This window comes from Micromonospora sp. DT227 (genome assembly GCF_049841835.1).
In the GTDB taxonomy this organism is placed as follows: domain Bacteria; phylum Actinomycetota; class Actinomycetes; order Mycobacteriales; family Micromonosporaceae; genus Micromonospora.
Genome location: NZ_JBNCLA010000007.1, coordinates 36,213 through 62,578, shown reverse-complemented (window position 1 = coordinate 62,578; position 26,366 = coordinate 36,213). Strand labels below are relative to the sequence as shown.

24 protein-coding genes are annotated in these 26,366 nt (G+C 71.6%); 14 read left to right on the top strand and 10 right to left on the bottom strand.

The genetic code is table 11. The features are described from left to right. Positions 1 to 236: 236 nt before the first annotated feature. Positions 237 to 728 carry a hypothetical protein gene (locus ACLQ2W_RS23220; RefSeq protein ID WP_425788573.1) on the top strand — a complete coding sequence of 164 codons (492 nt, stop codon included), beginning with the start codon at positions 237 to 239 and terminating at the stop codon, positions 726 to 728. Between the two features lie 356 nt (positions 729 to 1,084). Here ACLQ2W_RS23220 and ACLQ2W_RS23215 read toward each other — a convergent pair whose 3' ends face one another. Then, positions 1,085 to 1,348, bottom strand: a complete 264-nt coding sequence (locus ACLQ2W_RS23215; protein WP_425789013.1) for a barstar family protein — start codon at positions 1,346 to 1,348, stop codon at positions 1,085 to 1,087. A gap of 472 nt (positions 1,349 to 1,820) precedes the next feature. Here ACLQ2W_RS23215 and ACLQ2W_RS23210 point away from each other — a divergent pair, with 472 nt between their 5' ends. Further along, a complete protein-coding gene (locus tag ACLQ2W_RS23210) occupies positions 1,821 to 2,387 on the top strand; it encodes an NUDIX hydrolase (protein ID WP_425788571.1) in 567 nt (188 codons plus the stop codon). Between the two features lie 3 nt (positions 2,388 to 2,390). Here the strand turns inward: ACLQ2W_RS23210 and ACLQ2W_RS23205 are convergent, their stop codons facing one another. Beyond that, positions 2,391 to 3,845, bottom strand: coding sequence for a helix-turn-helix domain-containing protein (locus tag ACLQ2W_RS23205; RefSeq protein WP_425789011.1), 1,455 nt, complete (start codon positions 3,843 to 3,845; stop codon positions 2,391 to 2,393). A gap of 139 nt (positions 3,846 to 3,984) precedes the next feature. Here ACLQ2W_RS23205 and ACLQ2W_RS23200 point away from each other — a divergent pair, with 139 nt between their 5' ends. Beyond that, positions 3,985 to 4,155, top strand: coding sequence for a hypothetical protein (locus tag ACLQ2W_RS23200; RefSeq protein ID WP_425788569.1), 171 nt, complete (start codon positions 3,985 to 3,987; stop codon positions 4,153 to 4,155). After that, positions 4,142 to 5,341: a helix-turn-helix domain-containing protein gene (locus ACLQ2W_RS23195; protein WP_425788567.1), complete on the top strand. Its 1,200-nt coding sequence runs from the start codon at positions 4,142 to 4,144 to the stop codon at positions 5,339 to 5,341. Before ACLQ2W_RS23200 ends, ACLQ2W_RS23195 begins: the two co-directional genes overlap by 14 nt. Positions 5,342 to 5,607: 266 nt before the next feature. Here the strand turns inward: ACLQ2W_RS23195 and ACLQ2W_RS23190 are convergent, their stop codons facing one another. Further along, on the bottom strand, positions 5,608 to 5,817 hold the full coding sequence (locus ACLQ2W_RS23190; protein WP_425788565.1) for a hypothetical protein: 210 nt from the start codon (positions 5,815 to 5,817) through the stop codon (positions 5,608 to 5,610). Between the two features lie 164 nt (positions 5,818 to 5,981). Between ACLQ2W_RS23190 and ACLQ2W_RS23185 the strand changes: the two genes are divergently transcribed. The 5 genes from ACLQ2W_RS23185 to ACLQ2W_RS23165 all read left to right on the top strand — a co-directional run bounded on the left by ACLQ2W_RS23185 (position 5,982) and on the right by ACLQ2W_RS23165 (position 11,972). Further along, on the top strand, positions 5,982 to 7,187 hold the full coding sequence (locus tag ACLQ2W_RS23185; RefSeq protein WP_425788563.1) for a helix-turn-helix domain-containing protein: 1,206 nt from the start codon (positions 5,982 to 5,984) through the stop codon (positions 7,185 to 7,187). A 185-nt stretch (positions 7,188 to 7,372) separates the two neighbouring features. Further along, positions 7,373 to 7,537, top strand: a complete 165-nt coding sequence (locus tag ACLQ2W_RS23180; RefSeq protein ID WP_281934266.1) for a hypothetical protein — start codon at positions 7,373 to 7,375, stop codon at positions 7,535 to 7,537. Next, entirely contained in the window at positions 7,524 to 8,726 is a 1,203-nt protein-coding gene (locus tag ACLQ2W_RS23175) for a helix-turn-helix domain-containing protein (protein ID WP_425788561.1), read from the top strand. The genes ACLQ2W_RS23180 and ACLQ2W_RS23175 overlap by 14 nt, the downstream gene beginning before the upstream one ends. A gap of 89 nt (positions 8,727 to 8,815) precedes the next feature. Beyond that, positions 8,816 to 9,919, top strand: coding sequence for a calcium:proton antiporter (locus tag ACLQ2W_RS23170; RefSeq protein ID WP_425789009.1), 1,104 nt, complete (start codon positions 8,816 to 8,818; stop codon positions 9,917 to 9,919). Positions 9,920 to 10,049: 130 nt separating this feature from the next. Then, positions 10,050 to 11,972, top strand: coding sequence for a DNRLRE domain-containing protein (locus ACLQ2W_RS23165; RefSeq protein WP_425788559.1), 1,923 nt, complete (start codon positions 10,050 to 10,052; stop codon positions 11,970 to 11,972). Positions 11,973 to 12,019: 47 nt separating this feature from the next. On the opposite strand, the gene ACLQ2W_RS23160 is transcribed toward ACLQ2W_RS23165, so the two are convergent. The 4 genes from ACLQ2W_RS23160 to ACLQ2W_RS23145 form a co-directional block, all read right to left on the bottom strand. Continuing rightward, positions 12,020 to 12,493, bottom strand: coding sequence for a hypothetical protein (locus ACLQ2W_RS23160; protein ID WP_425788557.1), 474 nt, complete (start codon positions 12,491 to 12,493; stop codon positions 12,020 to 12,022). A 179-nt stretch (positions 12,494 to 12,672) separates the two neighbouring features. Beyond that, a complete protein-coding gene (locus ACLQ2W_RS23155; protein ID WP_107159640.1) occupies positions 12,673 to 14,415 on the bottom strand; it encodes a bifunctional metallophosphatase/5'-nucleotidase in 1,743 nt (580 codons plus the stop codon). 308 nt (positions 14,416 to 14,723) lie between these two features. Next, entirely contained in the window at positions 14,724 to 15,530 is an 807-nt protein-coding gene (locus ACLQ2W_RS23150) for a histone deacetylase (RefSeq protein ID WP_425788555.1), read from the bottom strand. Further along, entirely contained in the window at positions 15,518 to 16,297 is a 780-nt protein-coding gene (locus tag ACLQ2W_RS23145; RefSeq protein WP_425788553.1) for a phosphodiesterase, read from the bottom strand. Before ACLQ2W_RS23145 ends, ACLQ2W_RS23150 begins: the two co-directional genes overlap by 13 nt. A gap of 163 nt (positions 16,298 to 16,460) precedes the next feature. Here ACLQ2W_RS23145 and ACLQ2W_RS23140 point away from each other — a divergent pair, with 163 nt between their 5' ends. Next, positions 16,461 to 17,918, top strand: coding sequence for a diguanylate cyclase domain-containing protein (locus tag ACLQ2W_RS23140; protein ID WP_425788551.1), 1,458 nt, complete (start codon positions 16,461 to 16,463; stop codon positions 17,916 to 17,918). Between the two features lie 86 nt (positions 17,919 to 18,004). Here the strand turns inward: ACLQ2W_RS23140 and ACLQ2W_RS23135 are convergent, their stop codons facing one another. Beyond that, a complete protein-coding gene (locus ACLQ2W_RS23135; RefSeq protein ID WP_425788549.1) occupies positions 18,005 to 19,072 on the bottom strand; it encodes an aspartate-semialdehyde dehydrogenase in 1,068 nt (355 codons plus the stop codon). A gap of 5 nt (positions 19,073 to 19,077) precedes the next feature. Then, entirely contained in the window at positions 19,078 to 20,343 is a 1,266-nt protein-coding gene (locus ACLQ2W_RS23130) for an aspartate kinase (RefSeq protein ID WP_281934251.1), read from the bottom strand. A 273-nt stretch (positions 20,344 to 20,616) separates the two neighbouring features. On the opposite strand from ACLQ2W_RS23130, the gene ACLQ2W_RS23125 reads away from it, so the two are divergent. Both ACLQ2W_RS23125 and ACLQ2W_RS23120 read left to right on the top strand, forming a co-directional pair. Continuing rightward, positions 20,617 to 21,381 carry a hypothetical protein gene (locus ACLQ2W_RS23125; RefSeq protein WP_281934249.1) on the top strand — a complete coding sequence of 255 codons (765 nt, stop codon included), beginning with the start codon at positions 20,617 to 20,619 and terminating at the stop codon, positions 21,379 to 21,381. A gap of 83 nt (positions 21,382 to 21,464) precedes the next feature. After that, on the top strand, positions 21,465 to 21,995 hold the full coding sequence (locus tag ACLQ2W_RS23120; RefSeq protein WP_107162277.1) for a nitroreductase family protein: 531 nt from the start codon (positions 21,465 to 21,467) through the stop codon (positions 21,993 to 21,995). A gap of 30 nt (positions 21,996 to 22,025) precedes the next feature. Here ACLQ2W_RS23120 and ACLQ2W_RS23115 read toward each other — a convergent pair whose 3' ends face one another. Then, positions 22,026 to 23,012 carry an ArsR family transcriptional regulator gene (locus ACLQ2W_RS23115; RefSeq protein ID WP_425788546.1) on the bottom strand — a complete coding sequence of 329 codons (987 nt, stop codon included), beginning with the start codon at positions 23,010 to 23,012 and terminating at the stop codon, positions 22,026 to 22,028. Positions 23,013 to 23,089: 77 nt separating this feature from the next. Here ACLQ2W_RS23115 and ACLQ2W_RS23110 point away from each other — a divergent pair, with 77 nt between their 5' ends. Both ACLQ2W_RS23110 and leuA read left to right on the top strand, forming a co-directional pair. Next, positions 23,090 to 24,364, top strand: a complete 1,275-nt coding sequence (locus tag ACLQ2W_RS23110) for an MFS transporter (protein ID WP_425788544.1) — start codon at positions 23,090 to 23,092, stop codon at positions 24,362 to 24,364. Positions 24,365 to 24,601: 237 nt separating this feature from the next. Then, positions 24,602 to 26,341, top strand: a complete 1,740-nt coding sequence (leuA, locus tag ACLQ2W_RS23105; RefSeq protein WP_425788542.1) for a 2-isopropylmalate synthase — start codon at positions 24,602 to 24,604, stop codon at positions 26,339 to 26,341. Positions 26,342 to 26,366 lie beyond the last annotated feature (25 nt).

Genomic DNA, 26,366 nt, shown 5'->3' with positions numbered 1-26,366 from the left:
AACGTCTGGCAGCGAGGCGAGTGACCTACTGGGTGATGACCGAGGCGGCCGGTGCCGGTCGGCCACGGACGATCGGTGGACTGTTTCGGCAGCTCAGCCCAGCTACTCGCCCAGCTCGGCAACGACTGATCATTCGTTCGGGACGAAGGAGTCAAGCCGTCCGTGCATGAGGCCGGCGAAGCGTGGTCTCCACGTGGGTATCGGGACGATTGCGATGACGAGGCATACTCGCATCTGTGGAACTGGTGCCCGCGATGTCCTCCCAGCCACCCTGGTGGGCTGTACCGGTAGTCGCAGGCATCTTTGCCGTGGGCGGCGTGACCGTCTCCCAGCTAGTGACCATGTTCCTGGACGCACGGCGGGCTCGCAGGGAAGATTCGGTCCGATGGCACGCCGAACGGCGTCGAATTTACGCTTTGTTCGCTGCCAAAATCGGAAGACACATAGTGCAGTTTTCCCTGAAGTGGGATGACCATCAAACAAACTGGGCGGATCTTGCGGACGCGATTGAAGAGCTTGACGCAGTGCGTGTTGAGGTAGATCTCATCGGCTCCAAGCCGGTACGCGACGCCGCTGACATGCTGTGGGAGGGGCTAGCAAAAGGCGGCGATTACCTGCTGTCAGAGGATGATGCGAGCGAACTGACGGTGGATGAGTTTTTGAGGGATACCCGCGCGCTGCTCAAAGATTTCGTGGAGGCAGCTCGCGCGGAACTTGGCGTGCACTGACGGCGACCGTCCGAAGCCCAACGGGAAATGATCGGCGCGCGCCCCAGCCTGCGCACGAGCGGTGACCAGTGCCGAGGACGGCGAGCTGCGGCGGACCGGTTCGGGGCACACGGGGGGCACAAGACGCCGTCAAACGTCGGCAACCAGTCAGTAGCGACGGCAGCCCACGATGGGGCTCGGCCGGCGTGCCGACAAGGCCGGCGCAGGTCACGACCGAGCCGGTCTAAGTTCCGCTTCAACGTCTGACACCGGAGCAGCGCTGGACGTCCATGGACTGCGGCGGCCCGTCCGGGCAGCCCGTGCGCTGCTGCTGGCCCAGCTCATCGATGGCTGGTGATGCCCTCGGGACGAAGAGATTATCGCAACTCGAACGTAAACCGCTCCTCGTGACCGGCCTCTCGGTCCTCGGCTTCCACAGCTCGCAGGAGGCCGCAGATCCTTCCGAATCGCTCCGCTCCGAGATTCCTCTCGCTGACCTGCCAGTCAATCCAGACGACTGCGACCGGACGGGGGACATCCCTGCTCAGTCGATCCCACAGAGCATCCAGGTTTGCACCGTAGTGCGGTCCGAAGTCGAGAGCACGGGCCAGGAGTTGGTGAAGGTCGGCTTCGGTTCGCACCTTGCGGCCGTCGATTTCCAAGAGCACGTGACCTCACCCGTCCCTGCTGGCAGCTACGCCACCGACGTCCGTCTCGTCTGGGCCAGGCCCGTGCCCTATGCGTGCCCGACGCAGCGGTCAACACAGGGCGACGGCGGCACGTGATCTGTCCGACGATCAACGTTCGGTAGCGATCTCCCTGATGCTGCAACTACCCACCGTGTAGATCAACCTGCTTTCCAAGCCGACAGTCCGGCGAGGTCCCAGGCGCGATGGCCCGGTTGCTGTCGACAGCAACGATGACAGCAACCGGGTCGGACGACGGGGACCACCGACGGAGGGCTACGGACCAGCGCCCGACGTCAGAGACGTGCGCAGACGTGCCCGGACGAAGCGCCCAGAACTTACAAGCGAGGGGTAAGCGGCCCGGCTGGTGCGTCCAGTAGGTGCCGCCTGTCGAGCATCGTGAGGGGGCGGTGCGGATACTGACGGGGTGGTGGAGAAGCAGGCGACAGGGTTGACCCGGTGGACCATTCACGGTGAGCGGGTCGTGGACGACACCCGCCGAGCGCGGCTGAGCATTGCCGAGGTCGAGCTGCCCGACGGGGTTCGGTTCGAGCAGTACGTAATCCGGGCTCCCCGGTCGGCCATGGTCGCCGTACTCGACGACCAGGATCGCTTGCTGTTGATGCGGCGGCACCGGTTCGTGTTCGACCGGTGGGTGTGGGAGCTGCCCGGCGGCTATGTCGACGGCGAGGAGCAACCGGCAGCCTGCGCGGTGCGGGAGGTCGAGGAGGAAACCGGCTGGCGCCCTCAAGACGTCGAGCCGTTGCTGTCCTTCCAACCGTGGGTCGGTACTGCCGACGCCGAGAATTTACTGTTCCTGGCCCGGCAGGCCGAGCACATCGGCACGCCGGTGGACGTGAACGAGGCTGAGCAGGTCACCTGGATTCCGCTAGAAGAGGCGTACCGGCTTGTGACTCAGGGCGAGATCGTCGGTGCCGGCACTGTAATCGCCGTGCTGGAGTTGGTCGCGCGTAAGGCCAGGGGAGCGCTGTGACGGTCAGCGTCGTGGGCCGAGGGTGGCGTCGACGCGACCGGTGAAGTGCCGAACCGTGGGTAGCCGCCGGTGTGGGGCGAGATGGGTTTGCAGGTCGCGCAGGTAGCGGACGGCTCTGGCGGAGCGTAGCTGGGTGGTCAGGCTCAGCGCCTCTGCACCGGTGGTGCAGGCCCGCTCGGCTTCGCCTTGTTGGGCGTGGATGCTGGCGAGTAGGGCGAGGTTGAAGGCCCTGCCGCGTACGTAGCGGTTGTCCATGCGCAGGGATCGGGCGGCGAAGCGTTCGGCGTGGGTGTTGCGGCCGAGGGCGTGGAAGCAGTGGCCGAACTTGGCCGACAGGTATGCCTCGTCGAAGTAGCTGAGCCATTGCGGCTCGGCGCTGCGGTCGGCTCGGTCGAGGGCTTGTTCGGCCTTGTGCAGGGCGGCGGCGCAGGCTCGTTCGTCGTGGGCTTTGGCCAGGGCGTGGGCTTCCATGACGTGGGCTTCGGCGGCTAGGACGGGGACTCCGACGCGTCGGGCGGCCTGGCCGGCGGCGCGGGCGAGATCGAGGCCGGTGGCGGTGTGGCCCAGGTAGGTGGCCTGGTGGCTCATCGCAGCGAGGATTTCCGCGCCGAGCCCGTCGTCTCCGGCGGCGTGGGCGAAGTCCAGGGCGAGGGTGAGGTACCGCTGGGCGATGCCGTGTTCGGCCGTGTCGTACGCCTGCCATCCGGCGAGTTGGGCCAGTTCGGCAGCGGCGCTGAGCAGCCGTTGACCGGTGCGATGGTCGTAGCGGCCGTCGGTGAGCAGTGGGGTCACCTCCTGATGGAGGTAGCGGGCCACGGTGTCGCGGGCGTGCCCGCCGCCGTACTGGTTGTCCAGCCCGCGGTAGGTCGCGGTCATCGCGCGAACGGTGTCAATCTGCGGTTGACCGACGGTATCGCGGCCGGGCTGCGTCACCGGGGCCGGATCGGGAGCCGTGAACCAGCGCAACGCCGGCAGGGTGTAGCCGGCGGAACTGAAGGCCACCTGTCGGAGCACGTCTCGACGGTTCACGTCACCTCGCCAAAGCTCTGTGGCACTGCGGACGTCGTCTTGCCAGGTCCGAGTAGTCGGCGATTCGCTGGGCCGACCTGGGGTGAGCCCGGCCGGTGCGGGCGGCAGGGTGGCCTGTCGGGGTGCCAGGCCCATCGCGATTCGCGCCTGGTCGGGCATCCGGCATCCCTCGGCGATTCGCTCCAGGACGTCGATCGAGTTGACCTTGCGTCCGGCCATGATCCGGCTGACGTAGCCCTGTTCCAGTCCGACGGCGGCCCCAATCCGGCTCTGACTCGCGCCAGTGAGGCTGGTGATCCAGCGGAACAGTCCGCCGATGTCGCGGGCGGCCAAGGCGGTCAGCACCTCGCCGTGTGACCATGCGTCCTCTGGTATTCGAAGCGGATCGAGCGGCACGGCGGCTCCCAGCGTCGCATTCCGACTACCCATGGTGTTCAAGTCAGAGCGTATGGCGACCATTCGTGCTGGTCGAGCCGTCCCATGTCACGGTGACATGTCCGCTGGCCATGGAGCCCATCCATAGCTCTCCGTAGCTTCTCCATCACCTGGGGGTGGCGGGAGGTGTGAGGTGCCGGGTAAGGGCGACGAGTCGGCGGTGAGCCGGGGCGAGCAGATTCAGGAGGCTGAGCGGGCGGCGGCGAAGCGGCGGCTTCTCGCCCAGGCGGAGGCGGATCGGATTCCGGTGGAGGAGACGACCCGGGCGGTGCCGGATCGGCGGTGGCGTCGTGGGCAGCGGTGAGGTGTTGCCGGTCGGTCGGCGGGTGGCGTACTGGCGGGGCCGGCGAAGGTTGTCGCAGCAGGTGCTCGCCGACCGGCTCGGCAAGTCGAAGAGTTGGGTGGACAAGGTCGAGCGCGGTGTCCGGCGGCTGGACAAGCTGTCGACGCTTCAGGAGATCGCCCGGGTACTCCGTATCGACGCCGCCGCGCTTGTCGGCCAGGACGCCGCACCGGTCCAGGCGAAGGGTCGCGGCGACGGCGTCGACCGGATCAGAGCGGCGCTGTCCCGCTACGAGATCCCGTTGGGCAAGCTGGCAGGCCGTCCCGTGGTTCCGGTGGATCGGATGCTGCGGGATGTGGGATACGCGTGGACGACGTTCCAGTACGCCCGCTATCCGCAGGTGGTCGACCTGGCACCGGACCTGCTCACCAACGCGCAGCGAACCTATGTTCACGATCGGGGCTCGGGTCGTGGGCCGCTGGTCGAGGCGTATCGGGTAACCGCCGCTCTGTTGGTCAAGTTCGGCGATGCTGAGCTGGCGTGGCTGGCCGTGGATCGGGCGATGCTCGCCGCCACCGGCGACCGTGAGCTGGTGGCCGATGCAGCGGTCCAGCTCGGCCAGGTGTTGCGCGCGCTCGGCCGGTCGCGGGAGGCGAAGTCGGTGATGCTCGCCGCCGCGTACCGGATCGTTCCATCCGTGATCGAGTACGGCACACCGGTGGAGTTGTCCCTGTGCGGGACCCTGCTCATCCAGGCCAGTCTGGCGGCGGCGCAGGACGGCAACGAGGCTGCCGCCGGCGAACTGCTCGACGAGGCCGCCGGTATGGCGGAGCAGGTCGGCGACGGGTGCGACCATCACCGCACCGGGTTCGGACCCACCGCCGTTGAACTGGCCCGCGCCGCCGCAGCCGTCGAGGTCGGCGACGCTCATGCGGCGATCGCCTGGCACGAGAAGGCCACGGCGCGTTCCGGCTGGCGGGCGCTACCCGCCGAACACCGCGCCGCGCACCTGCTCGACATCGCCCGTGCCCACCTGCACGCCGGGGACGTGGGCAACGCGGCTCGCATGCTGACGGAAATCGAGCGCGCCGCACCGGCCGAGATCATGTACCGGCCTGTCGCCCGGGAGATCCTGGCCGAGGTCGCCCGCGAGCCGCGCGCCCCGACCACAATCGCCAAGCTCGCCGCCACGCTCGGGGTCGGCTGAGCAGCGCTACACGCGGATGAGAAGTACAGCAGTGAAGTACAGCAACCATGCCAGCCGCACCAAGCCGAGAAGCGCCTCAGCAGACCGTCTGACCTCGCGTAGAGCCCGATCCAACCTGCTCGCCGACAGTTCGGGACGAAGAGGTCGTCGGTTCGAATCCGGCCACCCCGACCAGAGGTAAGTGACAGTCAAGGCCCCTCCACGGAGGGGCCTTGACTCATTTCTGAGGTACGCGCACCACGCGGCCTGGCTTGAGCCGGGCGGGCCTACGTACTGGGGGGATTCTGATGCCTCGCGGCGATGCCCGACCCGAAGTGCCGCTCCGCCTCGTGCTGATGCTGGTTGGCACTGGCCTGGCGGACCGCAGTCGAATCCACCTCGGACGAGAGACGATCCCGGTCCCGGCGACTCACGAAGACAACGACCGCGAGCACCAACACCGCCAACCCCACGAGCGATACCACCACCGTCGTCATGCATCGACGCTACGGCACGCGAACCACTCGCCGCTATGACGGCAGGCAGGATCGAGTCGCAAATAGGATGCCGAGATGTCCCGGCCAGCGATCTTCGAATCTGAGCCGCTCGCCAAGGTGCGTGACGTCACATAGCGTGGCGTTCAGGTGTACCTTCCGATGTGGTGGGGCGCGTTCCTCCTTCCTGCGCTGGGAGCTTCGTCGTGTCGCACGTCGATCCGCGTTTCGGGGCCCAGCTACGGGCGCTGCGCGCCAGGCGAGGGCTGTCCCTGCGGGCGCTCGGGCAGCTCGCGCACCGGGGCAAGAGTCATCTGCACGATCTGGAGGCCGCCGCCAAGGCTCCGACGCCGGAAACGGCCCGGCACCTTGATGAGGTTCTTCAGGCTGGTGGGGCACTCGTGCGGCTCGTCGGGCAGCCCGTCGACCACGACGCGGAGGCCGACGAACTGCTGGCACGGGTACGCGCCAGTGATGTGAGTGCCGAGACGCTGGCCCGGATCGAGGCAGGCGTCGACGACCTGGCGAGTGCCTACGCGACCACGCGGCCGGTGGACCTGCTGCCGATGGTGCGGCGGCATCTGGCGTACGTGGGTCGGCTGCTCGACGGCCGGGGCACCCTCGCGCAGCGGCGGCGTCTGATCGTTGCCGGCGGTTGGCTGACCGTGCTGCGGGCGACGGTGCACATCGACCTAGAGCAGCGTTCCACGGCCGGCGTGCATCTGGCCGCCGCAGCCACGCTCGCCGAACACGGCGAGCATGCGGAGATCCAGGCGTGGTGCCTGGAGACCCGGGCGTGGGACCGGCTCACCTCGGGCGACCACCGGCAGGCGATCGAACTGGCACAGCAGGCCCAGCGGGTGGCGCCCCGGGCAAGCTCGGCGCACATCCAGGCGACGGCGCAGGAGGCTCGGGTCTGGGCACGCGTCGGTGACGTCCGGCGAACCCGCGATGCGCTGGACCGCTTGGAGCGGGTCACCGCGAACCTGTCCGTGCCGGAGCGGGCCGAGCATCACTACCGGTACGACCCGACGAAGGCGTTGGCGTACACAGCGACGACGTTGTCCTGGGCGGGCGACCCGGCTGCGGAGCAGGTCGCCCGAGTCGTGTTGGCGGAGTTGGATCCGCGCGGAGATGGTGGCGACCGCCCCAGACGCTCCGCTTCCGCGCGTCTCGACCTGGCCTTGGCGCTGGTCGCGGCTGATCAACCCGACGAAGCCAGCGCGGTCGCCGCCGAGGCGATCCGCTCCGGACGGGTGGTGCCTTCGAACTGGTGGCGGGCGCGAGAGGTGCTCCGGCGGGTCGAGCAGACCGGCGCGAAAGACGCGTCGGCGCTGCGCGAGGTCTACGAGTCGTACCGGTCCGCGTCCTGACAGCGGACAGCCCGCTCGTCCAGCGGACACGCGCCACCTTAAAGTAATCGACTCGTCACTCGATGCTGTTATCAGGGCGGATCACGTTCGGTCCGGTACCGCTGAGAAGTGGCCCGCCTGGAGCCGGGCGCGGTGGTGTCGATCCTTCCGAACACGCCGTCGCGCCCCTACCAGCGGAGGTAGGGATGAATCAGAAGGTTCCGTCCGGAAACCGGGGCGAGCAGATCCAGGAGGCGGAGCGAGAGGCCGCCCGGCAACGGCTTCTCCAGCAGGCCGAGGCGGACCGAATACCGGCCGAGGAGACGACCCGGGCGGTGCCGGACCGGCGGTGGCGCCGTGAACAGCACTGATCTGCTACCGGTCGGACGGCGGGTGGCGTACTGGCGGGGTCGACGCAAGCTGTCCCAGCAGATGCTGGCCGACCGGCTGGGTAAGTCGAAGAGTTGGGTGGACAAGGTCGAGCGGGGTGTCCGGTCGCTGGACAAGGTGTCGACACTTCAGGACATCGCCGCCGCCCTGCGGATCGACACGGCGGTGCTACTCGGTCGACACGCTCAACCGCTCGGGGTGACCGAGCGCGTCGAGGGGGTGGAGCGGATCCGCGCGGCGCTGTCGAGCTACGAGATCGCCTTGGGACGCCCGGCCGCTCGCCGTCCCGTGCTGTCCGTCGAGGCGCTGTCGCGGGAGGTCGCGCACGCGTGGAGCACCTTCCAGTACGCCCGCTATCCCCAGGTGAACGACCTGGTGCCGCAGTTGCTGACCGACGCGCAGCGCGCCCACGCCCACGATCCCGAGGCAAGCCGGACGCCGTTGGTGGAGGCGTACCGGGTGACGGCGTCGCTGCTGACGAAGCTCGGTGCCACCGATGTGGCGTGGTTGGCCGTCGACCGGGCGATGATCGCCGCCACCGGAGACCGGCTCTCGGTGGCCGCCGCCGCCGTGCAGCTCGGCCCGGTCCTCCGCGAGTCGGGGCGGACGAGGCTGGCAACGTCGGCGATGCTGGCCGCCGCCTACCGGATCGCCCCGCCGGTGATCGAGTACGGCTCCCCGCACGAGCTGTCCCTGTGCGGAACGCTCCTCGTCCAGGCCGCCCTGGCCGCATGCCGCGACGGGGACGCCCGCACCGCCGTCGGGCTGATCGACGAGGCCGCCGAGATGGCCGCACGGGTGGGCGACGGTCACGACCACCACCGGACCGGGTTCGGACCCACGGCGGTCGAGCTTGCCCGGATCACCACGATGGCGGAGCTGGGCGACGCACGACAGGCCATCGCCCGGCACGAGAAAGTGACCACTCGCGACGGCTGGCGGTGGCTGCCCCCCGAACACCGCGCCGCGTACCTGATCGACGCCGCCCGCGTCTACCTCCACGTCAACGATCCGGTCAACGCCGGCCGCGCCCTGACCGCGGCCGACCGCATCGCGCCGGCCGAGATCCGCCAGCGACCAGCCGGTCAGGACGTACTCGCCCAGGTCGCCCGCGAGCCCCTCGCCCCGACAGCGATCACCGGCCTCGCCGCCGGCCTCGGAACCGGCTGAGGACGACCGACGGGCGAGACGCAGCGCAGACGATCTCCCGGCCGCGGGCGGCCGACCGGTTCACCTGGCAAGGTAGACGCATGCCAGCGATGATCCGATCCCGCCTGACCGATTGGACCACCGTCGTACCCGTGCTCGCCGTGATCCTCCTCGTCTTCACGTGGGGACGGGAGCTGCCCGGTCCACTGATCTTCCTGGTGGCCGCCCTGCTCGCCGTCGCCGTGCTGGCCGCCGTCCACCACGCCGAGGTGGTGGCGCACAAGGTGGGCGAGCCGTACGGCTCGCTGGTGCTGGCGGTCGCGGTCACCGTGATCGAGGTCGGCCTGATCGTCACGCTGATGATCAGCGGTGGGGACAAGACGCAGGCGCTGGCCCGGGACACCGTCTTCGCCGCCGTGATGATCACCTGTAACGGCATCCTCGGCCTGTCGCTGCTGCTCGGCGCGCTACGCCGGCAGGTGGCGGTCTTCAACCCGGAGGGCACCGGCGGGGCGCTGGCCACCGTGGCGACGCTCGCCACGCTCAGCATGGTGGTGCCCACGTTCACCACCAGCCGGCCCGGCCCGGAGTTCTCCCCCGGTCAGCTCGCCTTCGCGGCGGTCGCCTCGCTCGCGCTCTACCTGCTGTTCGTGATGGTGCAGACCGGCCGGCACCGCGACTACTTCCTCCCGGTCACCCAGGAGGGCAGCATCCTGGCGGAGGACACCGACGGCGACGGGCACGCCGAACCGCCGTCCACGCGTACCGCGCTGGCCAGCCTGGCGCTGCTGGTGGTGGCGCTCGTCGCCGTGGTCGGCGACGCGAAGACCATCTCCCCGGCGATCGAGTCCGCCGTCCAGGCGGCCAACCTGCCGCAGGCGTTCGTCGGCGTGGTCATCGCGCTGCTGGTGCTGGCGCCGGAGACGCTGGCCGCCGCGCGGGCGGCCCGCCGGGACCGCGTGCAGATCAGTCTGAACCTGGCGCTCGGCTCGGCTATGGCCAGCATCGGCCTGACCATCCCGGCCATCGCGATCGCCTCGATCTGGCTGGACGGCCCGCTGCTGCTGGGGCTGGGCGGCACCCAGATGACGCTGCTGGCGCTGACCGCGGTGACCGCCGTGCTCACCGTGGTGCCGGGGCGGGCCACCGTGCTCCAGGGCGGGGTGCACCTGGTGCTGCTCGCCGCGTTCGTCTTCCTGGCCGCGAGCCCGTGACCGCGTCGGAAGTACGTCCCCCGCGCGTCCGGTGATCGACCGAAAGGCCGTTGCCCGCCCCGCACGGGAACGGTTTGATGCCCGTAACTGTCCGGGCGGGCGCCCGGACGGCAACGGGAGGACATCCACTGTGTTCAGTGTCAGGCCACGTCGTGGCCTCATCGGCCTGCTCGGGTTGACCCTGGGGGTCACCGGGCTGACGGTCGTCACCACCGACGGCGCCGCCGTGGCGGCGCCGCACTACACCACCCCACCCCAGGTGCAGGGCGGCTGGGTCGACTCGGCCACCCCCGCCAAGGCGTACAACTGGGCCGAGGGCGTCAACATGCCGCTCGGCACCCGGGTCGACGACGCCGGGAAGTCGCACACCTCGCGGATCTATGCCACCTTCGACCTGTCCCAGTTCGAGGGCGGTCGGAAGATCTACGGCGGAAAGGTCTTCATCCAGGAGCAGACCGCCGCGGACTGCACGAAGCGGGCGATCGAGATCTGGCGTACGAAGCAGGTGGGCTCCACCCCCACCTGGAACCGGCAGCCGGAGCCGATCGGCAAGCTCGACGAGATCGTGACGCCGGAGTACTGCCCCCGGGCCACCATCTCCTTCGACGTGGGCACCGCCGTCCAGGAAGCGGTGGCGCAGAAGCAGCGGCGGATCACCTTCCTGCTCCGGGTGCCGGAGCAGTACGAGTCGGACCCGACGTACGCGCGTGAGCTGAACTGGTACAAGCAGGTCCAGCTCAGCGTGCAGTACAACTCGTTGCCCACGGTCGACAACACGCGCCTCTACAACGGCGGCTTCGCCTGCACCCAGTTGCGGCCGTACCCGAAGATCGGCTCCTTCGCCCACGTGCTCCAGGCGGTTGGCTCCGACGCCGACGAGTGGGACCAGCGCAGCCTGCGTACCGATGTGGCGTTCTGGCCGGTCGGTCACCCGGAGCAGCGGCGGGAGCTGAGCGGCGAGCACGGCAGCTCGGGCCGGGCGAACACGGTCCAACTGCCCGCCGACGCGCTGGCCGACGGCACCTCGTACGTCTGGCAGGCACGCGTCGGCGACGGCGCGGACACGTCCGCCTGGTCGAAGAAGTGCTACTTCAGCTATGACGCCACCGCGCCCGCGGCGCCGACGGTGACGTCGTCGAACTACCCCTCCGCGGAGAGCGGCCAGTGGGTGCCGGCCGGCGAGCCGGGTGTCTTCACGTTCTCCGGCAACGGCAAGAAGGACGTGGCGGGCTTCCAGTACCGCTGGGGGGACCTCGGGGTCAACGTCTGCGAGTGGAGCGGTGACCTCGGCCAACTGGTCTGCCCCGACCCGCTGAGCTATCCCGGCACGGTGCGGGCCGACTCACCAGGCGGCACGGCGACGGTGACCCTCAGTCCGAACGGCGCCGGCCCGCAGCGGCTCACCGTGCGCTCGATCGACCTTGCCGGCAACGTCTCCACGCCGGTGGTCTACCAGGTGTACGTGCCGTCGTCGGCACCGCAGGTGGAGACGCCGGACGGACCACCGGAGTGGAACAAGGACGTGCTGCTGAGGCTCACCCCGGCGGCTGGCCTCACCGGGGTGGAAGAGTACGAGATCACTCTCAACAACGACCCGCCGGAGACTCGACGGGCCGACGAGGACGGCGTCGCCTACTTCAGCTTCCGGGCCACCGATCCGAACGGCTACCGGGTCACTGTGCGCAGCCGCAGCGCCAACGGGTTCGTCTCGGAGGAGCGTTCCTGGTGGGCCTACTTCGACCCGTGGCCAGGGGTGCGTTCCGACGTCTACGGACAGCCGGCCGACGGGAGCCCGGTGGGCGGGGTCGGGGTGCCCGGCACCTTCACCTTCTCGCCGCCGCCCGGGTGGACCGACGTGGCGACCTACCGGTACGCGTTCGGCGACGACGGCGAGTTCACCGACGTGACCGCCGACGGTGACGGTCGGGCCACCGTGACGTGGACGCCGCAGACCAGCGGCTGGATCACCCTGACGGTCTACGCGGTCAAGGCCGACGGCACGTTCAGCGAGTACGCCAACTGGTACTCGTTCGAGGTCGCCGGCACCGCCTGATTGGTGGGAGCGGGGCGGGGTGGACGGTAAGCGTCCGCCCCGCCCCGTCAGTCGTGCAGCTCGGTGCGGGCCACCTCGGCGAACGCCGCGCTCAGGTAGTCGGCGAACGGGCGTCCGGTGACCGCCAGCAGGTCGGCGACGAGCAGCGGGGCGTGCCGGGCGACCGCCGCCGGGTCGGGCGGGTTGTCGTCGTCGCCCGGGTCGTAGACGCCGAGCGCGCCGGCCAGCAGCACCAGCAGCACGTGCGGGTCGACCTCGGGCCACCACGTCGCGGCCGACCGGACGCAACGCTCCAGCACCTGGCGTACGTCGTCGCCGTCCAGCCCGTCCGGATGCCCCTCCTCCAGCAGCAGCCGCACCGCGCCGCCGAGCACCAGCCCGGCCCGGTCGGCGGCGGCGAGCCGCTCCACCGCCGGCCGGTACGCCTCGGCGTCCCGGTCCCGGGCGGCGTCGACCGCGTCCGTGGCGCTCGCGGCGATCTCACGGGCCGGGGCGGGCAGATGACGCCAGGTCGCACTCACCGCCCCAGCATGGCAGACCACCCACGACCCGCTCGTTGATCAAGGAGTTTGCGTCGCCGCGCGGCGCGTTCTCGACGCAAACTCCTTGATCAACGCGCCGAAGGTGGGTGTGGACGGTGGGGGAAGAGAGACGGCAGTGGGCCCCGGAGCAGTGCTCCGGGGCCCACTGGCGGTACGGGTCAGGCGGCGGGGACCTCCGCGGTGGTCTGGATCCGGTCCAGCGCCGGCGCGGACACCGGCGACTTCTCGGTCAGGTACGCGGTGAAGGCGTCCAGGTCGATCTGGCCGGTCACCGCGTTGGTGCCGCCGGTCAGGACGCTGAAGCCGTCGCCGCCACCGGCGAGGAAGTTGTTCACCGTGACCCGGTAGGTCGCGGTGTCGGTCACCGGGGTGCCGTTGATGGTGAGGCTGCCCCGGACCACCCGGCTGCCGGCACACGGCGTACCGGCCGGCGCGGTGGTGCCGTTGACGTCCACCACGTAGTGCACGGACGAGGACGCGTAGAGCACCCGCGCCACGGTGAACTGCTGCTCCAGCATGCAGTAGAGCTGCGCGCCGGTCAGGTCCAGCGTCACCAGGTTGTTGGCGAACGGCTGGACGGTGAACGCCTCGGCGTAGGTGACCGGGCCGGCGTCGAGGTCGGCGCGGACACCACCGGGGTTCATGAACGCGGCGACCGCGTTCTGCTCGGTGTCGGTGGCGGCGAGCTGGGCGTCGGCGATCACGTTGCCCAGCGGCGACTCACCGGTCTGGTACGTCGGCTTGCCGTTGGCGTCGACCCCGGTCTGGTACAGGTTCTCCTGGGTCTTGGTGATCGCGGTGGTGGTCTCACCGACCACCCGGTCGGCCACCGGGCCGAGCGCGGTCTTGTACCGGCTGATCAGCTCGGTCGAGGCCGGGTCCTTGGCGACGTCCCGGGTGACCACCACGTTGTTCGCCGACGCGCTGACCACGTCCCGGGTACGCGGGTCGATCTTCAGGTTGATGTCGGTGACGAGGCGGCCGAACGAGCTGGCGCTGGTCACCAGCTTGCCGTTGATGTTGCAGTTGTACGCGGCGTGGGTGTGACCGCTGACGATCACGTCGATCGCCGGGTCCATCCGGTTGGCGATGTCGACGATCGGGCCGCTGAACCCGGTGCAGTCGTTGATGCCGCCGCCGTTCTGCACGCCACCCTCGTGCAGCAGCACGACGATGCTCTTGACGCCGAGCAGCCGCAGGATCTTGGCGTACTTGTTGGCGGTGTCGGCCTCGTCGGTGAAGCGCAGCCCGGCCACGCCCTGCTGGCTGACGATGTTCGGGGTGCCCTCCAGGGTCATGCCGATGAAGCCGATCGGCACACCCTTGACGATCTTGATGCCGAACGGCTGCATCAGCGGCAGGCCGGTGGAGGTCTTGAACGCGTTGGCGGAGAGGTACTTGAACTTCGCGCCCTCGAACGGCGTGCCGTCGGCGCAGCCGTCCACCGGGTGGCAGCCGCCGCGCTGCATCCGCAGCAGCTCCTTGGCGCCCTCGTCGAACTCGTGGTTGCCGACGCTGGCGAACTCCAGCCCGGCGAGGTTCATCTCCTCGATGGTGGGCTCGTCGTGGAACGCGGCGGAGAGCAGCGGCGAGGCGCCGATCAGGTCGCCCGCGGCGACCGTGACGGTGCCCTTGCCCTGCGCCTGCGCCGCGGCGCGCATGGCCTTCAGGTGGCTGGCCAGGTATTCGGCGCCACCGGCGGCCTGCCCGTCGATGGTGCCGCTGGAGCCGGTCGGCGGCTCCAGGTTGCCGTGGAAGTCGTTGATGGCGAGCAGTTGGACGTCGACCGGCTTCGAGTGGGCCTCAGCCTGGTCGGGGGTGACGGCGACGGCGGTGAACGCGGTCGCGGCGAGTGCGGCCAGGCCGACGGCGGCCCGGCGGCGCATCCCGGGGACGGACATGGAACTCCTCGTGAGATACCGGCGCGTGGTTGCCCGGACGATGGTTCGCCCGGCGACCCTGATGCGTGCCGTGACAGGGGTCGATCGCGGAAGGCGGCACTCGGGGGAACGCCGCCCCGCCCGGGGTAGCTTCTCATCCACCGGGCCGCAGGTCGACCGGGGTGGCATTCGGAATGTTCACCGCACCAGGCGACCCGTGCCGGTCTGCCCGACGAGTCCGACATGACCGTCGGGTGAATTCCCGCACGGCGCACGCCGGCCCACGAAAGGGCGCCGGCCCCCAGGGACCAGGGAGCCGGCGCCGTCGCTCATGTCACGCCGAAAACGTTGCTGTGGCAACCTTCCTGACCGGAAAAACTCCCGGCGGGCCATCCGTCGCCGGCCGAACGGCCGTTCATGTCCACCGGTCCGGCGGCCGGAGCGGACTGTCCGAACTCGACCTGGAGACCGGAGGGCGGGTCGGCGACCGCGACGTGGGCGGCGCCGACCAGCGTCCGGAGCGCCGCCCGGCTCCACCGCCCGGCGACACCCGGCCGGCCGGACAGATAGTCGACGGTGCGCGCCACACCCCAGCCGTGCGCCTCCCGCAGCCCCCGGGCCAGCATGCCGAGATAGACCGGGGCGGGTCGGGTCCAGGGCACCGCCACCGCGCGGTGCGGGGCGGTGAACGTGAGCATCGGCTGGCCGTCGCGCTCCCCGACCCGCAGCAGCGTCTCGTACCGGCCCGGACCGAGCGTGGCCCGCCCGGTCGCGACCGCCGCGCGGATCCCGGCCAGATCCGCGCCGGGCGGCCGGTACATCTCCTGGGCCGCGATGTCGGCGAACTGCTCGGCCGTGACCAGGTAGCCGCGGACCGCCGCCCGGCCGGGCAGCTCCGGGTCGTAGAACGCCATGCCGCCGGTCCAGGCGCGGGACTCGCCGGCGAAGTAGACGCCGCCGGGGATCAGCGCCGGGACCGTCCGGCGCGGCGGCCGGCAGTCCCGGCAGCCCGGGTACGTGCGCAGCCCGCCCGCCGGGCGCCCGCCGCGCAGGTACCGGTCGAGCCGCGCGGCGTGCAGGTTCGACCCGTACGCGACATACCAGAGCAGGGACACCGGAGCGGTCAGAACCCGCACGTCCGGCCGGCGGCGTGACTGACCTGGACGGTGTGCGTGACGCAGCCACCGTCGGCAACCCGGTGCAGCAGGAACCCGGTCGGCTCGGCGACCCAGCCGATCTCGTCCCCGTCGGCCATGGTCAGGCTGGCCTGGATCCAGGTGCTCGGCGCGCAGGTCAGCACCGTACCGGCGAACGCGCTGGTCACCGGGCGGTGCAGGTGGCCCGCGGCGACGCGTACGACGTGGGGGTGTCGGGCGATCACGGCGGCGAGCGCGTCGGCGTCGGCGAGCCCGATGGCGTCGGCGGCCGGGAGGCCCACCGCGACCGGCGGATGGTGCAGGCACACGACGGCGGGCGCCTCCGGCCGGCCGGCGAGCACCCCGTCGAGCCAGTCGAGCTGCTCGTCGCCGAGGCGACCGCCGGAGCCGCCCGGGGTGAGCGAGTCGAGCACCACGAGCGTCACCTCCGGGTGGTCGACGTGGTAGTGCGCGGAGAAACCGCCGGCCAGGTGGGGGGTGCCGCCGAACGTGTCGAGCAGCGACTCGCGGTCGTCGTGGTTGCCGGCGGCCAGGTGGACCGGCAGGGGGAACCGCCCGACGATCTCGCGGAGGGCGAGGTATTCGTCCGGCCGGCCGTGGCCGGTGAGATCGCCGGTGATCACCACGCAGTCAGGCCGGGGGCGCAGGGCGAGCGCCGTGCCGAGCGCCCGGTGCAGGCCGGCCGCCGGCTCGGCGGCGAGCGGACCGGTGGTCACGTGCGGATCGCTGAGCTGGGCGATGAGCATCGGCGCCTCCTCGGGCCGGGACCCTCACGCTACCGCCGCCCCGGCCCACGCGTTGCCCACAGGCCGCGTCCACAGCCTGTGGATAGCACATGTGTACGAAGGTCGACGGCGGTCCCGCTGAGTACGCTTGATCGCGAACCCACCCCCTCCGAGCAGGAACGACGTGGATCACGAGCGAGTCCTCCGCGACGTCACGGTGCGCCTTCCCACGGCGTCGACCGTGCCGGAGGCGTGCCAGTGGACCGTCACCGCGCTCGCCCGGCACACCCCGGCGACCGCCTCCGTTCTGCTCCGCGTCCACGACCGCCTCCGGTGCGTCGCGGCCACCGGCGCCTGGCAGGTCTTCTCCCACGTCCCGGCGACCGCCGACGATGCCGGGCCGGCCCGGCACCGGCCCGAACCGTCGGTGGTGCGGCGGGTCTACGCCTCCGGCGAGACCGCCGCCGTGCCCGACGTCGCCGCCGACCCCGACTACCTCCCGATCCGCCCGGACGTCACCACGGAACTCTGCGTGCCGGTACGCGACCCGGCCGGCCGCCCGATCGGCGTGCTCGATCTCCAGTGGAGCGAGCCGGTCACGCTGGCGCCCTGGCAGGAGACCGCCGAGCGGCTGGCCGACCGGCTCGGCGCCCGGATCGCGGCGCTCGGCGGCCCACCCGCCGAGAGCCGCAGCGAGAAGCTGCTCCGGCACGCCGCCGCGTTCACCGCCGCCGGAACCGACTGGGACCTGATGACCGCCGCCATCGCCGCGGCCCGGGACGTGTCCGCGCTCTCCGCCGCCGTGCTGGTGCTCACCGGTCGCGGTGGCCCCCGGCTGGGTGCGCCCACCGACACCCCGGGGGAACTGGAGGCGCGGATCCGGGCCGAGCTGGCCGAGGCCGGCCCCGCCACGCTGGACCGGATCATCGACCGCGCCCACCGCTACGGGTCGGCGTACACGCTGGGCGAGGCGGGGCACCCGCCGACCGAGGAGTACCTGCCGCTGACCCGGGCCGGCGCGCGCACGCTGGTGGCGGTGCCGGTCGGCACGCCGTCGAGCGGCGGTGTGCTGCTGGTCGCCGACGGACGGTCACTGCGGCCCGACCCGACCACGGTCAACCTGATCGAGCTGCTGGCCGGGCAGGCGTGGACCTGTCTGGACCGGCTACGGACGCTGGCGCGGCTGCGCGAGCAGGCCAGTTCGGACCCGCTCACCGGGCTGCGGCACACCGGCCCGTTCGGGCAGCGGATCGCCACCGCCACGCCGGGGCGTACCGCGCTGCTGGCCATCGACGTGGACGGGTTCAAGCACGTCAACGACACGTACGGCCACCAGGCCGGCGACCGGCTGCTGGTGGGACTGGCCCGGGCGCTGGAGGGCGCGCTGCGGCAGGGCGACGAGCTGTACCGGACCGGCGGCGACGAGTTCTTCGCGGTGATCGAGGTGAGCCACCCGCAGGAGGCGGTCCGGATCGCCGAGCGGCTCACCGAGGCGGCCCGCCGCACCGGCCGGACGATCAGCGTCGGCATCGCGCTGCCCCGCCCCGACGAGCCCCCGGAGCGCACCCTGCACCGCGCCGACCAGGCCCTCTACGCGGTGAAGCGACACGGCCGAGACGGCGTCCACCTATCCGCCGCCTGACCGCCGCCCTCTCCTCACGGCGATCTTGCACTTTCGGTCCCACCCGCGTGGCATTCACCCCTTTTGCCGGGGCACAAAGTGCAAGATCAACGCGCGTGGGAAGTGAGCTCCTTGGCCAGGAGTTCGGCGATCTGGGCGGTGTTGAGGGCGGCGCCCTTACGGAGGTTGTCGCCGGTCACGAACAGGTCCAGCGCGCGTGGATCGTCCACCGCCCGGCGGATGCGGCCGACCCAGGACGGGTCGGTGCCGACCGCGTCGATCGGCATCGGGAACTCCCCGGCGGCCGGGTCGTCGACCAGGATCACGCCCGGCGCGTTGCGCAACGCCTCGCGGGCCCCCTCGGCGGCCACCTCGGTGGCGAAGACCGCGTGCACGGCGACCGAGTGACCGGTCACCACCGGCACCCGTACGCAGGTCGCGGAGACCTTCAGGTCGGGCAGGCCGAGGATCTTGCGGGACTCGTTGCGGAGCTTCAGCTCCTCGGAGGACCAGCCGCCGTCAGCCAGCGAGCCGGCCCAGGGCACCACGTTGAGCGCCAACGGGGCCGGGAACGGGCCCAGTTCCTCGCCGACCGCCTGGCGTACGTCGCCGGCCCGGGAGCCGAGCGCCCGGTCACCGGCGATCTTGCCGAGCTGGAGGTGCAGCGCGTCCACCCCGGTCCGCCCCGCCCCGGAGGCCGACTGGTAGGAGGCGAGGACCAGCTCGCGCAGGCCGTACTCGCGGTGCAGCGGGGCGATCGCCACGATCATCGCCAGCGTGGTGCAGTTGGCGTTGGCGATGATCCCTTTGGGCCGGTTGCGTACCTGATCGGGGTTGATCTCGGGGACCACCAGCGGCACGTCCCGGTCCATCCGGAACGCGCCGGAATTGTCCACCACCACCGCGCCCCGGGACACCGCGATCGGCGCCCACTCGGCCGAGACGTCGTCGGGCAGGTCGAACATCGCCACGTCGACGCCGTCGAACGCGTCGGCGGTGAGCGCCCGGACGGTCAGCTCCTCACCCCGGCACGGCACCCGACGGCCGACCGAGCGCTCGGAGGCGAGCAGCCGGATCTCGCCCCACACGTTGCGGCGGGAGGAGAGGATCTGGCACATCACGGTGCCGACGGCACCGGTCGCCCCGACCACGGCGAGGGTGGGCAGCGACGGCATCCGCGCTACCGCCCGGTGCCGGCGTAGACGACGGCTTCGGTGTCACCACCCAGCTCGAAGGCGTCGTGGATCGACTTGACCGCCTTGTCGAGATCGGTGTCCCGGCAGACCACGGAGACCCGGATCTCGGACGTGGAGATCATTTCGATGTTCACGCCGGCGGTGGCGAGCGCGGCGAAGAAGCCGGCGGCGACGCCCGGGTGGGAACGCATGCCGGCGCCGATCAGGGAGACCTTGCCGACGTGGTCGTCGTAGAGCAGGCCCTTGAACTTGACCGGCTCCTGGATCTTGCTGAGCGCGGCCATCGCGGTCGGCCCGTCCGCCTTGGGCAGCGTGAACGAGATGTCGGTGCGGCCGGTGCCCTCGGTGGAGACGTTCTGCACGATCATGTCGATGTTGATCTCGGCACCGGCCACGGTGTCGAAGATCCGCGCGGCGGCGCCCGGCTCGTCGGGCACCCCGACGATGGTGATCTTCGCCTCGCTGCGGTCGTGGGCGACCCCGGTGATCAGTGCCTGTTCCACGGGAAGGTCCTCCATCGATCCGGTGACCATGGTGCCGGTGTTGGTCGAGTATGACGAACGGACGTGGATCGGCAACCCCGCGCGCCGGGCGTACTCGACGCTGCGCAGGTGCAGCACCTTCGCGCCGCAGGCGGCCAGCTCCAGCATCTCCTCGTAGGTGATGTGCTTGATGTGCCGGGCGTTCGGCACGATCCGCGGGTCGGCGGAGAAGATGCCGTCCACGTCGGTGTAGATCTCGCAGACGTCCGCGTGCAGCGCGGCGGCGAGCGCCACCGCGGTGGTGTCCGACCCGCCCCGGCCGAGCGTGGTGACGTCCTTGGTGTCCTGCGAGACACCCTGGAAGCCGGCGACGATCACCACCGCGCCCTCGTCGAGCGCGCCCTTGAGCCGGCCCGGGGTCACGTCGATGATCCGGGCGCGACCGTGCACCGAGGTGGTGATCACGCCGGCCTGGGAACCGGTGAACGAGCGGGCTTCGTACCCCAGGTTGTGGATGGCCATGGCGAGCAGCGCCATGGAGATCCGCTCCCCGGCGGTGAGCAGCATGTCCAGCTCGCGGCCGGGCGGCAGCGGGCTGACCTGGTTGGCCAGGTCGAGCAGCTCGTCGGTGGTGTCGCCCATGGCGGAGACCACCACGACCACGTCGTCGCCCGCCTTGCGGGCCGCCACGATGCGCTCGGCCACCCGCTTGATCCGCTCGGCGTTGGCGACGGAGGACCCGCCGTACTTCTGCACCACGAGTGCCACGACTGTGCACTCCCTCCCGGTGACGACCCTGAGCGTGCCGACGCCGCCGGGTCTGAAGGTCCGGCGGCGCGTGTCAGACGCCCTCAGGGTATCCGGCGGGCCGTGCGGCCGGGTCGGGTGATCCCACCATCCGGCCCGGCGTGGGGCGGCTCACCAGCCCCGGGCGTCACGCGGCACGCCCGGCGGCACCGGCCCGGACGTCGTGCGACACGCCAAGCGGTACAGCCGTACGGTGGGCTGACCGGAGCCACCGTCGCACCGCAGAATGACCCGGTGCACGCTCATCGACGCGCGGCCCGCCGGCTGTCCGGCGCACTCGCGCTCACCCTGCCGACGCTGCTGGCCGCCTGCGTCGCCGACCCGCCGGGTTCGGCGCCGGCCGGCACCGTCGATCCCGTGCCGGTGCAGGTCGACGCCGCCCGCGACGAGCTGGCCGGGTTGGCCGCCGCCGCGCAGGACCGGCACCTCACCGCCACGTACGCGTTCGCGCCGCCCGACGGCCCCACCCGCACGGTGGCGGTGACCAGCGGGAACGACGGAAGCTGGCGGGTCGACGTGCCCGGCTGGGGGCGGGACGGCACGGTCGACGTCTCGCTCGCCGCCACCTCGGACGGGCTCTTCCAGTGCGCCCTGCCCTCGGCCGGTTGGACGGGGCCCGCCGGGTGCGTACGCCTCGGTGACGCCGACGACGCGGTGCCCCGCCGGCTGGACCCGCGCGTGCAGCACCCTTTCACCGACTGGCTGGAGGTGCTCACCGACCGGCGGGCCCCGCTGGCGGTCTCCCCCGCCCCGCCGCCGGCCGGCGTCACCGGCCGGTGCTACGCGGTCGACTCCACCTCGGCCTCGCTGAACGCACCGCTGGACGTGGGCGTCTACTGCTTCGGTGAGGACGGCACCCCGGTGGCGGTCCGCGCCACGCTCGGCAGCCTCACGCTGACCGGCTCGCCCGGCCCGGCGCCGGCGACCGTCGAGCTGGCCGGGGCGGTGAGCGAGGGGGAGCCGGTGGGCCGGGACGCGCCGACGCCGGGAACGTCGTAGCTCTTTGTCCGTTACGGGTGGCATTGCCCACATCACTCCACCCTGATTTGGATGACAAACCGGGCATCAGGGACGCTCTACCCATGACCGACCTGACCCCGCTGCTCGCTTTCCGCTGGAGCCCTCGTGCGTTCGACCCCGACGCCGAGCTGACCGCCGACGAGGTGGCCGCGCTGCTGGAGGCGGCCCGCTGGGCGCCCTCGGCCGGCAACGCGCAGCCGTGGCGGTTCGCGCTCGGGCGCCGGCAGGACGAGACGTGGAAGCGGATCCTGGTCGGCCTGCCCGACACCGACCAGGGCTGGGCCCGGCACGCCGCCGCCCTGCTGCTCGCCGCGCACGCCGGCGGCGACCCGGAGCGCAGCGCGTACGACCTGGGCCAGGCCGTCGCCCACCTCACCGTGCAGGCCACCGCGCTCGGCCTGCACGTCCGCCAGGTCACCCGCCTGGACCGCCGCCGTCTCGCCGCCGAGTTGGACCTGCCCGACGACGTCCGGCCGCTGGTGGTGGCCGCGGTCGGCCGCCTCGGCGACCCGGCCACGCTTCCACCCGACCTGTACGCCCGGGAGACCGCGCTCCGCCGCCGCCGACCCCTCCCCGCCCTGCTGCTGCGCTGACGGCGACCGCCCGCACCCGACCCGGCCGGCTCAGGTGCCCCGGGCGGCGCGCAGCAGGGCGGCGCCGACCTCGGTGTTGCGGTAGAGCACGCGCCGCCCGGCCGGGAACCGGGCCACCAGCCCGGCGGCGTGCAGCGCGGACAGGTGCTGGGAGACGTTCCCGGCCGACATCCCGGTGAGCCGGGCCAGGTCGGTCGTGGTCACCGCCGCGTCGAGCAGCGGCAACAACGTGGCCCGGCCGGCGCCGAGCACCCGGGCCAGCGGGTCGCCGGGCGGGGCCGGGGCGCGCTCCCAGAGCGTCCCGATCGCCCGGACCGGATACGCCCCGCCGGGCAGCGAGTCCTCCAGCAGGTTCCACAGCACCCGCCGGTAGGTGAACACTCCCGGGTTCAGCGCCAGCCCTCGGCCACGCAGGTCGAAGTCGCGCTCGAACGGGTCGTCGCTGACCACCCGGTCGCCGAACCAGCGCAGGCTCGGATGGAGTTGCGCGAACAACCGGCCCGCGCCGCCCTCGGCGAGCTGGGCCGCCCGGTAGGCCACATCGGCGTCGAGCAGCGCCCGCATCCGGGGCCAGTCCGGCGCGATGGCCTCGTCGTGCCAGACCCGCACCGCGTCGACGAGCTGCGGCAGCAGGCCGCGCGGGTCGGCGAGCAACGCCGCCCCGAACGGGCTCAGCGGCCCGCTCGGCTCGGTCGCCAGCAGATCCTGGACCACGACCTGCGGCGGCGTCGCCGCGATCTGGTCGAGCTGCTCGGCCATCCCCACGTCGGGTCGGGCCGCCGGGGTGAGGAAGTCGGGCAGCCAGCGACGCGGCCGGGTCAGCTCCACCAGCGGGCGGACCCGGGCGGCCACCTCCGGGCGGCGCAGCGTGACCCGGGCCCGGTCGATCCAGGGCAGGTGCACCGCGTGCCCGACCGGGTCGCGCACCGCCCACATGCTCATGACCGTCTCGTTGGCCGGCGACACGGCGAACCGTACGCCGGCGACGTCGGCCACGGTGAACCGCAACTCGGACACACGCACCCCCGGACGCAGGATTCGGCCCAGCCTAAATGGCTCGACCGGAGCGCGTGGCCCCGGTTTGCTCAGCGGCCATGGGGGCCAGGGAGAGCATCAACACCGCCGTCCGGCACGTCGTACCGCCGGCCGGATTGACCCGCGCCCTGGCCGTGCAGGCCATGGTGAACGCCGTCGGCAACGGCCTGTTCCAGGCCGGCAGCGCGGTCTTCTTCACCCGGGCGCTGGGGCTCGGTCCGGCGCAGGTCGGTCTCGGCCTCTCGCTCGCCGCCGGGGCGTCCCTGCTCGGCACCGTCCCGCTGGGCGCGCTCACCGACCGGTACGGCCCGCAGCGGGTCTGGATCGTCGGCCTGCTGCTCGACGCAGCGCTGTTCGCCTCGTACCCGCTCGTCGGCGGCTTCGCCGGGTTCCTCGCCGTGGTGCTCGCGCTGGCCGTGGTGGGCGCCGCCGCCGGCACCGCCCGCCAGGTCTACTCGATCAACGTGCTGCGGCCGGAGGAACGGGTCACCGCGATGGCCTACCAGCGTTCCTCGCTGAACGTCGGCTTCGGGCTGGGCGCCCTGATCAGCGGCCTGGTGCTGGCCGTCGACACGATCTGGGCGTACCGGGGGATGGTCTGGTTCATCGCCACCGTCTTCCTGGTGACCGCCGGCTTCGTCCGGCGGCTGCCCCGGCTGCCGGAGGTGGCCCGCCCGACCGGGCCGACGAGCCGGCTGGCGGTGCTGCGCGACCGCCCGTTCATGACCGTCGCGCTGCTGTCCGGGCTGCTCACCGCACACCAGACGCTCTACCTGACCGTGCTGCCGCTGTGGATCCTCACCCGCACCGACGCGCCGAAGACGCTGATCGCCGCGCTGGTGCTGCTCAACACCGTGCTGATCGTGCTGCTCCAGGTGCGGGCCAGCCGGGGCGCGGACAGCGCGCCGGGCGCGGCCCGGGCGTCCCGCCGGGGCGCGCTGCTGATCGCCCTGTTCTGCGTGGTCGTGCCGGTCTCCGGGCAGACCCGGGGGCTACTCACCGTGGTGGTGCTGGTGGCCGCCGCGACGCTGCTCATCCTGGCCGAGCTGATCGAGTCGGCGGGCACGTGGGGGCTCACCGCCACGCTGCCGCCGGCCGCCCGGCGCGGCGCGTACGTCGGCGCGTTCGGGCTCGGTTCCCAGGTGCAGTTCCTGGTCGCGCCGGCCGGGCTGACCGCGCTCGGCGTGAGCACCGGCGGCTGGGGTTGGTACCCGGCGGCGGCGATCTTCGTGCTGGTCGGGCTGGTGATCGGGCCGGCGGTGGCCCGGGCGGAGCGGACGCCCCGGCTGGGCGCGACGCCTGCGTCCACCGAAGCGGTGACTCTGGTCCCATAGTCCGGACCGGCCTTCCCACCGTCCGTCCCACCACGTAGGGTGACCCTGTCATGTGGCAGGCGTACCTTCTCCTTGGTCGCCGCGACGAGGCCTGACCGGCCGGCACCTCGTCGCGGAGTTGAACCGCGCCGTCCAGCACATCCGAACTTCTCCTCGGCACCGCCGCGCACCGTCGCCCGGCACCTCGCCGACACCTTCCGATCTGCTGACGCCACATGTTCCAGGGAGCACTCCGAGATGGCTCAACCTGTCACCGATCCGTTCGCCCAGCAGCGCCCCAGCCGCATGCCGGTGCACCGTTACCTCCCGTACGACAGGCAGTTCCGGGTCGAACTGCCGGACCGCACCTGGCCGACCCACCGCGTCGAGGCCGCGCCCCGCTGGTGCGCCGTCGACCTCCGCGACGGCAACCAGGCGCTGATCGACCCGATGTCGCCCGAGCGCAAGCGCCGGATGTTCCAGCTCCTGGTGCAGATGGGGTACAAGGAGATCGAGGTCGGCTTCCCGTCGGCCAGCCAGACCGACTACGACTTCGTCCGGCAGCTCATCGAGCAGGACCTGATCCCGGAGGACGTCACCATCCAGGTGCTCACCCAGTGCCGGGAGCACCTGATCGAGCGCACGTTCGAGTCGCTGCGCGGCGCCCGCCGGGCCATCGTGCACTTCTACAACTCCACCTCGACGCTCCAGCGCCGGGTGGTCTTCGGCCTGGACCGCGACGGCATCACCGACATCGCCACCCAGGGCGCGCGGCTCTGCCAGAAGTACGCGGAGATCCACACCCCGGACACCGACATCCACTACGAGTACTCGCCGGAGTCCTACACCGGCACCGAGCTGGAGTACGCGCTGGAGGTCTGCGCGGCGGTGATCGAGGTGGTCGACCCGACCCCGGACCGGAAGCTGATCGTCAACCTGCCGGCCACGGTCGAGATGGCGATGCCGAACGTCTACGCCGACTCGATCGAGTGGATGCACCGGCACCTGCCCCGACGGGACAGCCTGTCGCTGAGCCTGCACCCGCACAACGACCGGGGCACCGGCGTGGCCGCCGCCGAGCTGGGCCTGCTGGCCGGCGCCGACCGGATCGAGGGCTGCCTGTTCGGCAACGGCGAGCGCACCGGCAACGTGGACCTGGTGACGCTGGGCCTGAACCTGTTCTCCCAGGGCATCGACCCGATGATCGACTTCTCGAACATCGACGAGGTCCGGCGTGCCGTCGAATACTGCAACCAGCTCCCGGTGCACGAGCGCCACCCGTACGCGGGCGACCTGGTCTACACCGCGTTCTCCGGTTCCCACCAGGACGCGATCAACAAGGGCTTCGCCGCGCTGCACGCCGACGCCGCCGCGGCCGGGGTGCCGGTCGACGAGTTCACCTGGGCGGTGCCGTACCTGCCGATCGACCCGAAGGACCTGGGCCGCACCTACGAGGCGGTCATCCGGGTCAACTCGCAGTCCGGCAAGGGCGGCGTCGCGTACATCATGAAGTCCGAGCACCAGCTCGACCTGCCGCGCCGCCTCCAGATCGAGTTCTCCGGCGTGGTGCAGGCGGTCACCGACCACGACGGCGGCGAGGTCGAGCCGGGCACCATGTGGGAGATCTTCGCCCGCAACTACCTGGTCGACCACCAGGTCGACCCGGCGGTCACGCTGGCCGGCTACACCATCGGCACCGTCGACGGCAAGGTCGAGATCGAGGCCCGGGTCGGCTTCGGCGGCGAGACCCGCGCGCTCACCGCGGTCGGCAACGGCCCGATCGACGCGTACGTCAACGCGTTGCAGTCGCTGGGCGTGGCGGTACGGGTGCTCGACTACCACGAGCACGCGCTCGCCTCCGGCGGTGACGCGCAGGCCGCCGCGTACGTGGAGTGCGAGGTGGACGGCCGGACGGTGTGGGGCGTCGGGGTGGACGCCAACATCGTCACCGCCTCCATCAAGGCGGTCACCAGCGCCGTCAACCGCACCCGCGCCTGACGTGCAAGGAGGGGCCCCTTCTTAA

Excerpts from the sequence above, each read along its gene's own strand:
- ACLQ2W_RS23205 (WP_425789011.1), bottom strand. The coding sequence starts at position 3,845 with ATGGGTAGTCGGAATGCGACGCTGGGAGCCGCCGTGCCGCTCGATCCG.
- ACLQ2W_RS23190 (WP_425788565.1), bottom strand. The coding sequence starts at position 5,817 with ATGACGACGGTGGTGGTATCGCTCGTGGGGTTGGCGGTGTTGGTGCTC.
- ACLQ2W_RS23180 (WP_281934266.1), top strand. The coding sequence starts at position 7,373 with ATGAATCAGAAGGTTCCGTCCGGAAACCGGGGCGAGCAGATCCAGGAG.
- ACLQ2W_RS23170 (WP_425789009.1), top strand. The coding sequence starts at position 8,816 with ATGATCCGATCCCGCCTGACCGATTGGACCACCGTCGTACCCGTGCTC.
- ACLQ2W_RS23155 (WP_107159640.1), bottom strand. The coding sequence starts at position 14,415 with ATGTCCGTCCCCGGGATGCGCCGCCGGGCCGCCGTCGGCCTGGCCGCA.
- ACLQ2W_RS23145 (WP_425788553.1), bottom strand. The coding sequence starts at position 16,297 with ATGCTCATCGCCCAGCTCAGCGATCCGCACGTGACCACCGGTCCGCTC.
- ACLQ2W_RS23135 (WP_425788549.1), bottom strand. The coding sequence starts at position 19,072 with ATGCCGTCGCTGCCCACCCTCGCCGTGGTCGGGGCGACCGGTGCCGTC.
- ACLQ2W_RS23120 (WP_107162277.1), top strand. The coding sequence starts at position 21,465 with ATGACCGACCTGACCCCGCTGCTCGCTTTCCGCTGGAGCCCTCGTGCG.
- ACLQ2W_RS23110 (WP_425788544.1), top strand. The coding sequence starts at position 23,090 with ATGGGGGCCAGGGAGAGCATCAACACCGCCGTCCGGCACGTCGTACCG.
- leuA (WP_425788542.1), top strand. The coding sequence starts at position 24,602 with ATGGCTCAACCTGTCACCGATCCGTTCGCCCAGCAGCGCCCCAGCCGC.